A 12,130-nucleotide genomic window follows, 5' to 3' on the forward strand; every position below is an offset into this window, starting at 1 on the left:
GTGTTCGCCGCGCTCGCGGAGTTCATCCGGGAGCTGATCGTGCAGGGCACCAACGAGGGCCTGGCCGCCGCGCGGGCCCGCGGCCGGGTTGGCGGCCGGCCCACCGTAGTCAACGACAAGCTGCTGCGCGCCGCCCGCGACATGCTGCCCAACCCGGAGAACAGCATCGAGACCATCGTGGCCCTGCTCGGCGTCTCGGTGGGCACGCTCTACAACCACATCCCCGGCCTCAAGGAACTGCGGACGTCCCGCATCCCCGGCCAGCTCGAAGGCAGCGTCCGGTGATCCCGCACCCGCACCGCATGAAGGGGGCCGCCCTCGTCCAGGGCGCCGGCACCGCTGGCGAGAGTGGACCCTTCGGGCCGTACGGCGGCGACATCGAGGACGGCGCCGACGAGCTGGACCAGGAGCACGCCGAACCCGGAGAAGAAGGTACGGAGCGATGACCAACCTGTGGCGGACCGTGCTGTCCGCACTCCGAGATCCTGATGCCCCGGGCCGCGAGCAGGCCCTGGCCCGCGGCGCCGCCTCGCTCGCCCTCAAGCGGACCTCGGAGGCGACCACGGACGACGTACTGGAGATCGGCCTGTACGAGTTCGGCGTCCCGATCGAACCGCAGATCGCCGCGGCTGCCCTGGCCGCCCACAGGGTGACCGAGCCCGAGCAGGAGCGTTGAACCGGTGACGCCCACCAGCCCCCTTGGGGCTACACCCCCTGCTGCTGCCGGACCGGACGGCCATGGTTGCCCCGCCCGGTCCGGCACCCGCACCCTGCGAGGCTTCCCGGCTGATCGAGCGCATCGTGGAGGCCGTGCGCGCTGGCGACGACCCAGCAATCCGTACCCTGCTGCACCAGTTGGCCGATGTCGGCGACACCGAAGCCCTCCTGCTGCTGCACCGCCGGCTCAACGAGGACCTGTACCGCTGACCAGCACGACCAGAAGCCGGACCATGCCCGTCCGCGTCGACACCAGCACCGCCCGGCCGCACCTGGCACGATGCCGCGAGATCGCTTCTCACCTGGTCATCCGCACCGGCAAGAAGCGCGGCCAGCACCCGGCCCCTGCGACCGTCATGCGCATGCTGCGCGACCGCGACGAACAGGCCGCAGTGTTGGCGAGCGCACGCAGGGCCGGGGGGAACCAGAGCTGGGTACTTGATCAGTGCCATGCCGGCCAGGAACGCCAGACCGATAAACATGCCATTCGGGCAGATAGGTGGAGGGCTGCCGCGTCGGAGTGAACAGGCGATGGTGTCCGGGCCGAGCCGCGGGTCGGGCAGGTTGTGGTCGACGAAGGCCCGGATCCGGGCCAGCAGGGCCTGGCGGCGGGTCTCGGCTGGCAGAGCGCCGGGGCCGCCGGACTGCACAGCGAGATAGGCGGCGCACAGATCGAGGCCAACGGAGCCGAGGCGGGACAGCTCGGTGGAGTCGGAGCGCTCGGCATGGGTGCGCAGCCCGGTCAGGTACGAGGCGAGCAGCGTGCCCGAGGCGGTGCCGGTGGCGAGCCGGGTGCCGAGGAGCCGGTCGGCGTGGTCCTGGGGCAGAGGCAGGGTGCTCCGGGGCACCCGAAACAGGGAGACCCGGGAGAGCCGGCCCTCGTCGAGGAACTCGCAGTTCAATGGGTGTGAGGAGTCGAAGAGCGTCATGTCACCTGCGCGGAGCAGGGCGTTGCTGCGGTTCTGCTCCAGGCCGACCGGGCTGCCGTGGACGAGGAAGAGGAAGTAGTTCTCCGGGTCCGCGCGCCGGATGTGCCCCGCACCGCGCCAGGCGGACGTCGGTGAGGAGGCGAACCCGGACAGGTCGGTGTGGGTGAGGTCGAGCGTCGTCGCCCTGCCGCGGAACTGCTCGACGTGCGGGCTGGTGATGGAGACCGGCATCACGAGGTCGCCGACCATGCCTGCCCACGACTCGAAACCGTCTCGCGCGCGGACGCTGACCGTCTGTGTACGCGGCTGTATACCCGCCACGAAGCCCCCCGCTCCACGGTGATGTGTACACGCCCATAGTTGGCGGTCGGCGGGCCGCCGGGATAGCGAGGTGTCGGCCAACTCCCGTCCATCCGCGGCCTGTCTGCGCTCAGTACGCAACGCATCTGCGCACCGTGCCATCGATGCCGGCCGACGCCAGCAGTTCGTGGACGGGACGTGGGCGAAGTACCGAAACGACGCCGACGGCAACGGGCGCGCCGATCCGTTCGACGTCGGCGACGCCGTGATCGCCCAGGGCCGCTACATGTGGTCCCTGCTCCAAGACGCCAAGGAGTCCGGCCGGCCTCGGTGACGACGTCCGCCGCCTCGCGCTCGCGGGCTACAACGCCGGCTGGGGCGCCGTCCTCGACTACGGCGGCGTCCCGCCCAAGTCCTTCACCAAGGGCCAGACCTACTGGTACGTCATCAACATCATGAACCTGATGAAGGACTACAAGGGCGCGCCCCTGCTGAACGTCGGCGGCGCCGGCTCACAGGCACTGCGGCGGGCGGCCGCTCGGATCGGCACCCCGTACGCCTACGGAGGCGGCGGACCGGCCGGGCCCGGCCGGGGCTTCTGCGACGACGGCAACGGCTTCCTCCGCGGCCGGTGCGCGGTCTCCTCCACCGTCGGGTTCGACTGCAGCAGCTTGGTCCAGTACGCCTACTGGCCCCACACCCAACTCCCCCGCACCGCCGCCGCGCAGTACCAGGCCACGGCACACCGGCCCGTCTCCCGCGGTGAACTCCGTCCGGGCGACCTGCTCTTCTGGGTCCGCCGGGATGGGTTCATCTACCACGTCGGCCTCTACGCGGGCTCCGGCCAAGTCCTCCACGCACCCCGCACAGGCCGCCAGGTCGAGGTCGTCCCGCTCGACTCCGCCATGCCCGCAGGCGACTACCGCGGCGCGACCCGGGCGTGACCACAAGGAGATCTTTTGCAAAATCCGAGGTGCCCCGATAATTCCCATAAAGGGCCACTTCACCCCGATTCAAAGCATGATCATCCTCTAGGGTTTCTTGTTAGGCATGTGCCCAATTAGCGCCGGAAGGGCAGCGTCCTCTTCGGCAGCGCCGAAATGACCCACGAGAAGGGGCTGTTGTTTTCCCTGGGTGGTTCGCAAAACTCCCCGTCCGCGCACTCAGCCGGAAATCTCCCCCCGGGAGGTTCCGGAAGGAACGGACGGAGGTGCTGGTGGACACGCCCGACGAGACGGCGACATCGTGCGCAGCATGCAGGAGGAAACGGCGTAGGTTCCGCCGCATCCGCCAGTGGCTGGCCCCGGTGTCGACAGCTGGCTACTACGTGACTCGCACGTTCAGGGAGTTCATCCTCAACCTGTGAGCCGGACCTGCTCCTTGGTACTGAGCAGGTCCGGAACCCCGCGTAGAGCGCGGCCGGGGCCTTCGGCGTTCGCAGCGCTGCGGGCCCCGTCTCACATCTGGGCGGCGCAAAGACCGCGCACCCAGCATCCCACAGAATTGAATCCACTGTGTCATCGACATATTTTGCCGGTATCCCCCCGCATAGTGGCGCGGTCAGTGGTGCGCCACATTTACCGACCAGATTCCGCGAGCGTCCGGAGTCAATTCCGGAATAGCGGCGCAGGTACCGGTGGGCAAGAGGCGCGTTACTGCTGGCGATGCACGGTTTCCCCGGTACGCGGCATCCATGTCCGCATGTCCGTACGCGCGCCCTCCGTCTCCCGCCACAGGGTGATGACCACGCCGTCGGTGCTGCCGCGCCTGCCCACCCACGAGCGGAACTTGCGCAACGCTGCGGCCTCGTCCTCCCACTGACCCTCGACTGCCGGGCCTCCGGCCCGGAATCGGACGGTGATGTGAAAACGATCGCGCATGCCGGGGACCGTACCGACCCGCGCTGATCCCCCTACCGCGCGGTCAACGCTCCTTCCTTCGAGTGCTGGCAGGTGTCGGCGTACACATGAAAGTAAGTGCTCAGCCTGGTACACGCGAACGTGCACCGCTCCCCATGCCGGAGCACGGCCGGTCCGTGGCCCGATGTCCTGGTTCCAAGGTCGCTGTAGAGATGGGGCCATCGGCCGATGCCGGCTCCGACCATGGAGGCGATCATGAGGGTTGTTCCGTTCGAGCCGAGGAGGAGCCATGCGGATGGAGCAGGTGAACTGGGTCGAGGTACCGGCCGGGTTGCTGCGTCGGGGTACGCCGGTCGACGAGGTGGCGGGAGTGGCCCGCCGCTATGCGGGCACCGGGGTGCCGGTGGAGTGGTACATGAAGGAAGCCCCGCGCGCGGAGATCCACGTCCCGGCGTTCCGGATCGCCCGCACCCCGGTCACGGTCGGCCAGTGGGCCCTCTTCGCGGCGGCCACCGGCCGCCCGGCCCCACAGGCGCCGACGGACCACCCGGTCATCGGGGTCGCCTGGGAGGCGGCGAGCGGCTCGCCGTAAGCACATATCCGGTGCAGTGACACTGCGTTATCACCCGGGCGGCGGTGCCGCTGGGTCCCTGACGGTACTGCTGCCCGGCACGTTCGCCACTAGGCACTGTTTCTTGGATCATGTGCGGAGCCAGATGATGAGGGCTGCGAGGGTGACGGTGCCGAGGTAGATGTAGGCGCGTTTCTCGTATCGGGTGGCGACGGCGCGGAAACCCTTGAGCCGGTTGATGGCTCGTTCGACGGTGTTGCGTTTTTTGTATCGCTCGCTGTCGAAGCCGGTGGGCCGGCCGCCTCGAGACCCGCGGTTCTTGCGGTGTCTTTGCTGGTCGAGACGTTCGGGGATGGTGTGCCGGATTCCGCGTCGTCGCAGGTAGCGGCGGTTCTTCCGCGATGTGTAGGCCTTGTCCGCCAGGACGTAGTCCGGTCGAGTGCGGGGCCGGCCGACTCCGGTACGGGGTACGGAGACCTGCTCCATCACCCGCTCGAACTGGGGCCCGTCACCGTAGTGCCCCGGTGTCAGGACGAGGGCGAGAGGCCGGCATCGCCCGTCCGCGGCGAGGTGGATCTTGGTGGTGAATCCGCCGCGGGAGCGTCCCAGACACTCGCCGATCTGACCACTTCCCCGAGTCGGATCACCAGTTTCCGCAACACCGGATCGACCTGATTCGTCCCCCGAACGTTCCCCTTTTGAGGATCGGCGGCCGCCGGTGTCTTCCTCGCGCCGGCGGCGTGCTGGTGGGCCCGCACTGCTGTCGAGTCCACCGACACGTCCCAGTCGATCCGGCCCGCGGCGTCCTCGGCCGCCTGGATCCGAGACAACAACATCGTCCACGTTCCATCAGCTGACCAGCGGCGATGACGTTTATAGACCGTCTCCCACGGCCCGAACCGCTCCGGCAGATCCCTCCACTGCACGCCCGTCCGGACCCGGTAGAGCACCCCGTTGATCACCCGGCGGTGATCACTCCACCGGCCCCCACGGGCACCGCCAGGAGGCAAGAACGACTCCAGCCGGTCCCACTCTGCGTTCGTCAGATCCCCACGCCCCATACGGACAGCCTGACCCCAACACCCCACTCCCGTCAGGAGATCCGAGAAACAGTGCCTAGGCGACTGTCAGCGTGGTGATGAGGCGGGGTGTCGGCGACACTCCCGTTGCACACGGGATGTAGTTGTGTCCGGGATCGGACTGTCCCTTCGTGCGCGACGACACGGTGAACACGAGCGAGCCATGGTGCCGTCGTTTGCTCAGAAGGCCTCGACGTAAGGCCGTGCCGTCGACGTCGGTACTTTACGGGCATGGATCACCCCGCCCGGCAGTACTACAACCCGCACATCACGGCGGCCGAAGAGCGCGTCCTGCTGCGGAGGAACTATCTGCTCAATCAGACAGGTCAAGCGGCGCTGGGACTCGTCGGGCCACATCTTCACGGTATCGCGGTAGAGCCTCGACCGAACGCGATCGTCCTCCACTTCGCCATCATCGAACGTACTGCTGAGGTGGAAGAAGACCTTGACGACATCATTTTCGAGCTCAGCGTGTTCCTCGGCGGCGGACCTGAACAACATTCGGAGATCGCCGCCGAGATTCATGTTGGTCGGACGGACGCTACGTGGCCCGGGCGCCGCCACGCTCTGCTCTACGTCGCGAAGCCGGAAGCAGGGTGACTGAAAGCCCACGGGTTCTGACCATTTCACGTCCAAGACCAACGACGCCTTGAGCAACATGATTCTTTGGGGTTTGGGCAGGCTGGCGGTACTTCGTCGTGCTCGGAGCGGGAGCACATCGCGGTCTGCGGAGGCTGTCGGGTGCTGATCGTCGACAACGACGTCCTGCTGGTGGAACGTCAGCTGAGAGAAGGCCAGCTGACTTGTCCGGCCTGTGGGGCGTTCTGGCGCCGTGGGGTCATGGCCGGCCGCGGTCGATCCGGGGTGATCTTGGGGCCCGGTTGTTTCTGCGGCCGCGCCGTACGCGGTGTTCGGGTTGCAGGGTCACGCACGTGCTGCTGGCGGAGGTGTTCTGGCCGCGGCGGGTGGATGCGGCCGTGGTGATCGGGGCCCGGCTGGAGATAGCCGCTCTGGGCATGGGGCACCGCCAGGTCGCCGCCCGTCTGGGCTTGGCCGAGGGCACGGTCCGTGGGTGGCTGCGGGCGTTCGCCGGGCGGGCGGAGGCAGTTCGCCGGCACTTCACCGTCGCTCTGGTCGCGCTTGCGGACGACCCGGTGATGCCGGATGCGGCGCCGTCGACGCTCGCCGACGCGGTCTCGGTGGTCGCGGCCGCACATCGGGCGGCCGCGACGAAGTGGCCGCACATGCTCATGGTGTCGCGGTGGGAGTTCGCCGGGAGGGCGATAGGCGGCAGGGTCCTGACCTCGTCTTCTTCCGCTATTTGATCAACACGGCCGCCCCTGGGCGGGATCGGAGGGTGCCGGAAGTCTTGATCGTGTCCGCCGGCATAGCGGCGGGCTTTGTTCGAGATGCGAGGTGGGTTGCCTATGTCACCTCCTAATGACGCTGTCAAGCCGCAGATACAGCGGAGAGTCCATGCTCGTAGCACCGTCCATCACGGAGTAGGGCCCACAGAACGTTGACGCGCCGTCGGGCAAGGGCGAGGACTGCCTGCGTGTGTCGCTTGCCTTCGGCGCGTTTGCGTTCGTAGAAGCGCCGCGAGACGTCGCAGTTGCGGATGCTGATGAGCGCGGAGGTGTAGAACACGCGTTGCAGGCCGCGGTGGTAGCGCCTGGGGCGGTAGAGGTTACCGCTGACGTTGCCGGAGTCCCGAGGCACCGGCGCGACGCCGGCGAGGCTGGCCAGGCGGTCGGCTGTGCCATAGCGGCTCATATCGCCGGCGGTGGCGGCGAGGAACTCGGCTCCCATCAGCGGGCCAATGCCGGGCATGCTCTCGATCACTTCGGCGAGCTTGTGCTCACGAAACCGGGCCGCAATTAGCTTGTCGATCTCGATGATCTGCTCGTTAAGGTCCATCACCTCCTTGGCCAAGGTATGGATCACCTGCGCGATGATCTTCTCCCCCGGGACGGCGGTGTGCTGTCGCCCGGCAGCTTCCATGGCGACCGCGGCGAGGGCTTCGGGGCTGCGGACCTTGCGGTTACGCAGCCACGTTTCCAGCCGTTTACGGCCGGTGCGACGCAGGGCAGCAGGGGTCTGGTAGCCGCTCAGCAGGATCAGTGGACCGTTGTTGCTCAGGTCCAGTGCCCGTTCCAAGGCAGGGAAAATACCTGTGAGTTGACCGCGAAGTCGGTTGATCCTGCGGGTGCGATCAGCAGTCAGGTCGGCACGGCGGTTGGTGAGGATTCGCAACTCGATGGCGTGCTCGTCATCCGGCCGTAGCACGGTCAGGTCCCGGCGCATCCGGGCCTGGTCGGCGATGACGGTCGCGTCCTTGGCGTCTGTCTTGCCCATGCCTCGATAGCCGGCCGAGGCCCGGTTGACCGCCAGGCCCGGTATGTAAACCAGGTGCTGGCCGTGATTGAGCAGCGCGTTGATCCATAGGGCGGCCATGCCGTCGGCGACGTCGACCGCCCAGAGCACATCCTCGTCCAGGGCCAGTACGTCGGCGAGGAGTGTCAGAAGTTCCGGCTCGTCGTTCAGGACCCGGCGCGAGAGCCGCTTCGTTCCTTCGGCGTCCAGGACCACGCAGTGGTGGTGGGTCTTGCCGATGTCCACGCCCGCCCAGATCTGGGGCACTGGCTCCTCCGGTTCGTCGGTGTGCGCTGTTCTCCCGAACGACCTCGCCAGCGTGGTCCTACTTAGAGGTCCTAACAAAGCCGTTGGACGTGTCGGTGGGTGATGAGGCAGGTGGCGAGTCCGAGGAAGGCTTCGTGGATGTCGTCGCGTCGTTCCCATCGGATCCGTAATCGGCGGAAGCCGTGGAGCCATGCGATGGTCCGCTCCACGACCCACCGGTGGACGCCGAGGCCGGAGCCGTGCGGGACGCCGCGGCGGGCGATCACCGGTTTGATGCCCAGTGCCCAGACGAGACGGCGGTATTTGTCGTGGTCGTAGCCGCGGTCGCCGAGCAGGCTGTCGGGTCGGTTGCGTGGCCGTCCGACCAGGCCGGCGACAGACGGGATCTTCTTCAGCAGGGGCATCAGCTGCGTGATGTCGTTGCGATTGCCGCCGGTCAGCGAGACGGCGAGTGGGATGCCCTGGCCGTCAACGATGAGGTGGTGCTTGCTGCCCGGACGTGCTCGGTCGACCGGGCTGGGACCGCTTTGGGGCCCCGCCGAGCGGCCCTGACGTGGGAGGAGTCGATCACCGCCCGAGACCAGTCCAGCTTCTTTGCGACCCGCAGCTTCTTCAGCAGCACCAAGTGCAGTTGGTCCCACACGCCGGCATCGTTCCACGCGGCCAGACGCCGCCAGCAGGTCATGCCTGATCCGAAGCCCAGCTCCTGCGGCAGGTACTCCCACTGGATCCCGGTATGCAGCACGAACAGGATCCCGCAGAGTGCCTGCCGGTCCGGCACCCGAGGGCGTCCCTCCACCTGCTTCGGCGCCGGCTCAGGCAGCAACGGCTCGATGAGCGACCACAGTTCATCCGACACGATCCATGGCCGCGACTGACGTTTCCCCACGGCCAGACCAACGACCATCCGAACCGAAAGTCACATGATCGACTGCTTCTGTTAGGACCTCTTAGCGATACACCCGCAGGTGCCCGCAGCTCCTAATCAGCGGCCGAGTCGTCGTGAGACACCGGGCGGCCAGGTGACAGGGAACCATCGAGGGCAACCGAGTGAAAGCCATACCTGGTGTCTCTGGGCCTCTGGACCTTACGACAGCCCGTCCGACCCACCAACAAAGTAGGACCGAGTGATTGCGGTGCGGCTCCGGTCGCGGCGGGCGGGCCTGCGGGCCGTGCCCTGTCCGAGAGCGGCCGGGCCGCCACCTGGGCGGGGCGAATCCTAGGGCAAGGGGATCAATTTCCGCCGAGTTCCCCGCTTTTGCCGCCCCCCTGGTGGCATGTGGGTAGCGTCTGCGCTCACCACCGGCCGGAGATGTGACGCCGGCCGGGCCGTCGAGTGCCAAGAGGAGCGAGTGCTGATGATGGGTGTCGAGACGTCTCTGAAGGAGGCGATGACCTCGATCGAGGGGGCGTTGGGGGCCGCGCTGGTCGACTACACGAGCGGCATGGCCCTTGGGACGCTGGGCGGCGGCAAAGACCTCGATCTGACGGTAGCCGCTGCGGGCAACACCGATGTGATCCGTGCGAAGGTCCGCACGATGGAGATGCTGGACATCAAGGACGGCATCGAGGACATACTGATCACCCTCGGCAGCCAGTACCACCTCATCCGGCTGCTCAATGGCCGTGGGAGCAACGGGCTGTTCCTGTACATCGTCCTGGACAAGGGCAGGGCCAACCTGGCCATGGCCAGGCACCAGCTCAAGCGCATCGAGGCGGAACTGGAGGTGTAACCGTCCCACCGTTTCCCGGCTCCGCCTGCCCACGAATTGAAAGAGTCTTCAATTCGGCACATCCGAATGTGATCAGCGATGAGGCAGGCCGGGGCCAGGAGGCGGGAGGATGGCCGAGGCTGGGCGGCAAGGCCCCGACAGGCAAGGGCTACCGCTGGAACAATGGTCGATCCGGGCAGGAGTGTTGTCGCATGCAGGTGCCGCTGTACCAGGCCAAGGCAGAGTTCTTCCGCATGCTCGGGCACCCCGCCCGGATCCGGGTCCTGGAACTGCTTCAATACGGGCCCGTACCGGTACGCGAGCTGCTCAGCGAGATCGATATAGAACCGTCCAACCTCTCCCAGCAGCTCGCGGTCCTACGCCGGTCCGGCATCGTGGTCTCCATCCGCGACGGCTCCACCGTCAGCTACGCCCTGGCCGGTGGCGACGTGGCGGAGCTTTTGCGGGCCGCACGGCGCATCCTCACCGAGCTGCTGGCCGGACAGAGCGAGCTGCTCGCTGAACTCCGGCACACAGACACCGCGGCCCAGGACGGCTCAGGCCGCCCGGTGACGGCCCGGACCGTGCCGGGCAGCCGGAATGACGAGGGGTCACCGGCCGCGCGCCCATGATCGTGCTGTTCACTGCCGCTACTGCTGTACAGGCGGCTCGGGTGCGGACCAGGTGGGGCCGTGCCCGGTGACGGGTCGGCGCCTGCTGGCCACGAGCCTGTAACGCGGGGGCGAGGAAGAGAGGGAAGCGGCCGTCTCCGGTGTCAGAAGCGCCGGGTGAAACCCGTACTACGGGAGACGGCCGCCGCTGGAGGCGCGCCAGGTCCGGCCTTTTGCGGCTGGTGGCGCGCAGGTCGGCCAGGAGGTCGGCCTGGCCCTGGAGGAGGCCGGAGAGGATGCCGCGGGCGACGCGCAGGAGTTCGACGACGTCGGGGCTGGTGAGCCGGTAGTAGACGTTGGAGCCCGCGCGGCGGGTGGCGACGAGGTTGGCCTTGCGGAGCACGGCGAGCTGCTGGGACAGGGACGCGGGGTCGATGCCAACCTCGCCGAGCAGCTCGGCGACGGCCTGTTCGCGTTCGGCCAGGAGTTCAAGGACGCGGATGCGGGCCGGGTGGCCGGCCAAGACACCGATGCCGCGATGCCTGGGCCGGGTGGTGACACCCGGCGGCCTACTTCCCCGGGATCGCGGGTCAGCCAGAAGAACGAGGCCGAGGCCGTGGGCGATCACCTGCGTGAGGAAGTCGCCGAAGGCCGTGAAGTGCCCCGTCGGCAGGGCCTGTCGCCCGGGGGCTGCACCGGATGGACACCGGCGACCTGTTTCACCGCGCCTGAGCTTGTCCTACCTTCCAGACCTGGGTCTGAGGCGGTCATTCGTAGGATCGGGGAACGACTACCCCATCCTTGCCTGGCCAGGCTTCAACTCCCACCCCGAACTCGTAGCCGAGGCACGAATGGTCGCGGCCTCCGTGCTCGACGCAGAGGGGCTGTGGGCAGAGTCCATGGACGACGTGCAACTCCACTTCATGGTCCATGACCTAGTACTCGCTGCCGATTGGCAGTGCCGGTTGCACGGGTATCTCGGCTGCTGGCGCTGGCCACCAGACGTTAAACGGCAAGCTGAGGGTTCGGAGATGGGCAAGCTCCGCCGGGAAATGCACCGTCGGATGCTCGGCAACGGATACTGTGCTCGCCCGGTCGAGATGGACTGCCACTTCGAGTCGATCTGCGAGTCGTGCACGTTCTTCGTCACCACGATCGAGTTTCGCCTGACCCTCGAACGCCAGCGGGACGACGCGGCGGCCAAGGGCCAGGTCGCGCGCGAGCAGATCTTCGACGGGCTACTGACCCGCCTGGACGAGCAAGCCAGCTGACCAGCTCAGCTGCTGCAACGCCAGAATCCGGTTTCGCTGTGGCGCCACCAGTACAGGACCGTACGGTCCTTGGGCCACAGAGCCAGTTCAACGGTCTGAGGCTCGAAGTGGTCGCGCTTCGGATCAATCGGCCGCCAGCCCTGGTCCAGCGGCTCGTCGTCCTTGGCCGGGCGTACCTGTTTCATGGACCGCTCGTCGCATGATCCGAAGGCTTGGTAATTCTTCTGGGCCACAACCAATGAGATCCCGTTGGGCGGCACCGCGTAGTCCGGCCAGCGCAGTTGCTGGGCGTCATCCTCCCAGAAGCAGACTGGGCAGATGCCATACGAGCTCGGCGGCCCAGCCATGGTCAGATGGCCGCAGCAAACGCAGGGATATTTCAAGGTCACGACCTCATCCTGTCGCACGGCACCGTGAGGTTCCACGGCTTTCCAGGGTTGA

The 12,130-nt window shown here is 67.4% G+C and carries 16 protein-coding genes and 4 pseudogenes; 14 read left to right on the plus strand and 6 right to left on the minus strand.

The window, feature by feature from the left end:
* The 8 genes from OG625_RS00100 (at position 1) to OG625_RS00135 (ending at position 2,890) form a co-directional block, all read left to right on the plus strand.
* Positions 1-285 (plus strand): hypothetical protein, encoded by a 285-nt coding sequence (locus OG625_RS00100; RefSeq protein ID WP_443067651.1) that lies wholly within the window; start codon positions 1-3, stop codon positions 283-285.
* Positions 282-446 carry a hypothetical protein gene (locus tag OG625_RS00105; protein ID WP_329375682.1) on the plus strand — a complete coding sequence of 55 codons (165 nt, stop codon included), beginning with the start codon at positions 282-284 and terminating at the stop codon, positions 444-446. Before OG625_RS00100 ends, OG625_RS00105 begins: the two co-directional genes overlap by 4 nt.
* Positions 443-676, plus strand: a complete 234-nt coding sequence (locus OG625_RS00110; RefSeq protein ID WP_329375684.1) for a hypothetical protein — start codon at positions 443-445, stop codon at positions 674-676. Before OG625_RS00105 ends, OG625_RS00110 begins: the two co-directional genes overlap by 4 nt.
* Before the next feature lie 23 nt (positions 677-699).
* Positions 700-927, plus strand: a complete 228-nt coding sequence (locus OG625_RS00115; protein WP_329375686.1) for a hypothetical protein — start codon at positions 700-702, stop codon at positions 925-927.
* 23 nt (positions 928-950) lie between these two features.
* Entirely contained in the window at positions 951-1,241 is a 291-nt protein-coding gene (locus tag OG625_RS00120) for a hypothetical protein (RefSeq protein ID WP_329375688.1), read from the plus strand.
* 42 nt (positions 1,242-1,283) lie between these two features.
* Entirely contained in the window at positions 1,284-1,628 is a 345-nt protein-coding gene (locus OG625_RS00125; protein ID WP_329375690.1) for a hypothetical protein, read from the plus strand.
* Between the two features lie 505 nt (positions 1,629-2,133).
* Complete coding sequence (locus tag OG625_RS00130; protein ID WP_329375692.1) at positions 2,134-2,280, plus strand: hypothetical protein; 147 nt, start codon at positions 2,134-2,136, stop codon at positions 2,278-2,280.
* A 121-nt stretch (positions 2,281-2,401) separates the two neighbouring features.
* Entirely contained in the window at positions 2,402-2,890 is a 489-nt protein-coding gene (locus OG625_RS00135) for a C40 family peptidase (RefSeq protein WP_329375693.1), read from the plus strand.
* Between the two features lie 708 nt (positions 2,891-3,598).
* Here the strand turns inward: OG625_RS00135 and OG625_RS00140 are convergent.
* Positions 3,599-3,826, minus strand: coding sequence for a hypothetical protein (locus OG625_RS00140; RefSeq protein WP_329375694.1), 228 nt, complete (start codon positions 3,824-3,826; stop codon positions 3,599-3,601).
* A 268-nt stretch (positions 3,827-4,094) separates the two neighbouring features.
* On the opposite strand from OG625_RS00140, the pseudogene OG625_RS00145 reads away from it, so the two are divergent.
* A pseudogene (locus OG625_RS00145) lies at positions 4,095-4,385 on the plus strand (formylglycine-generating enzyme family protein); the annotation flags it as partial.
* 120 nt (positions 4,386-4,505) lie between these two features.
* Here the strand turns inward: OG625_RS00145 and OG625_RS00150 are convergent.
* A pseudogene (locus OG625_RS00150) lies at positions 4,506-5,437 on the minus strand (IS5 family transposase).
* 249 nt (positions 5,438-5,686) lie between these two features.
* Here OG625_RS00150 and OG625_RS00155 point away from each other — a divergent pair.
* Together OG625_RS00155 and OG625_RS00160 are read left to right on the plus strand one after the other, a co-directional pair.
* A complete protein-coding gene (locus OG625_RS00155; protein ID WP_329375696.1) occupies positions 5,687-6,055 on the plus strand; it encodes a hypothetical protein in 369 nt (122 codons plus the stop codon).
* 332 nt (positions 6,056-6,387) lie between these two features.
* Positions 6,388-6,780, plus strand: coding sequence for a hypothetical protein (locus OG625_RS00160; protein WP_329375697.1), 393 nt, complete (start codon positions 6,388-6,390; stop codon positions 6,778-6,780).
* 124 nt (positions 6,781-6,904) lie between these two features.
* Here OG625_RS00160 and OG625_RS00165 read toward each other — a convergent pair whose 3' ends face one another.
* Positions 6,905-8,095 carry an IS110 family transposase gene (locus OG625_RS00165; RefSeq protein ID WP_329375699.1) on the minus strand — a complete coding sequence of 397 codons (1,191 nt, stop codon included), beginning with the start codon at positions 8,093-8,095 and terminating at the stop codon, positions 6,905-6,907.
* A 71-nt stretch (positions 8,096-8,166) separates the two neighbouring features.
* A pseudogene (locus OG625_RS00170) lies at positions 8,167-9,002 on the minus strand (IS5 family transposase).
* A gap of 451 nt (positions 9,003-9,453) precedes the next feature.
* Between OG625_RS00170 and OG625_RS00175 the strand changes: the two are divergent.
* Both OG625_RS00175 and OG625_RS00180 read left to right on the plus strand, forming a co-directional pair.
* A complete protein-coding gene (locus tag OG625_RS00175) occupies positions 9,454-9,828 on the plus strand; it encodes a hypothetical protein (RefSeq protein WP_329375703.1) in 375 nt (124 codons plus the stop codon).
* Between the two features lie 191 nt (positions 9,829-10,019).
* Positions 10,020-10,439, plus strand: coding sequence for an ArsR/SmtB family transcription factor (locus tag OG625_RS00180; RefSeq protein WP_329375705.1), 420 nt, complete (start codon positions 10,020-10,022; stop codon positions 10,437-10,439).
* Between the two features lie 223 nt (positions 10,440-10,662).
* Here the strand turns inward: OG625_RS00180 and OG625_RS00185 are convergent.
* Positions 10,663-10,950: pseudogene (locus OG625_RS00185) on the minus strand (ArsR/SmtB family transcription factor); the annotation flags it as partial.
* Between the two features lie 334 nt (positions 10,951-11,284).
* Here OG625_RS00185 and OG625_RS00190 point away from each other — a divergent pair.
* Complete coding sequence (locus OG625_RS00190; RefSeq protein WP_329375707.1) at positions 11,285-11,689, plus strand: hypothetical protein; 405 nt, start codon at positions 11,285-11,287, stop codon at positions 11,687-11,689.
* 5 nt (positions 11,690-11,694) lie between these two features.
* Here the strand turns inward: OG625_RS00190 and OG625_RS00195 are convergent, their stop codons facing one another.
* Entirely contained in the window at positions 11,695-12,078 is a 384-nt protein-coding gene (locus OG625_RS00195; protein ID WP_329375709.1) for a CPCC family cysteine-rich protein, read from the minus strand.
* Between the last annotated feature and the right edge of the window lie 52 nt (positions 12,079-12,130).

Origin of the sequence: Streptomyces sp. NBC_01351, assembly GCF_036237315.1 — a bacterium.
GTDB lineage: Bacteria > Actinomycetota > Actinomycetes > Streptomycetales > Streptomycetaceae > Streptomyces.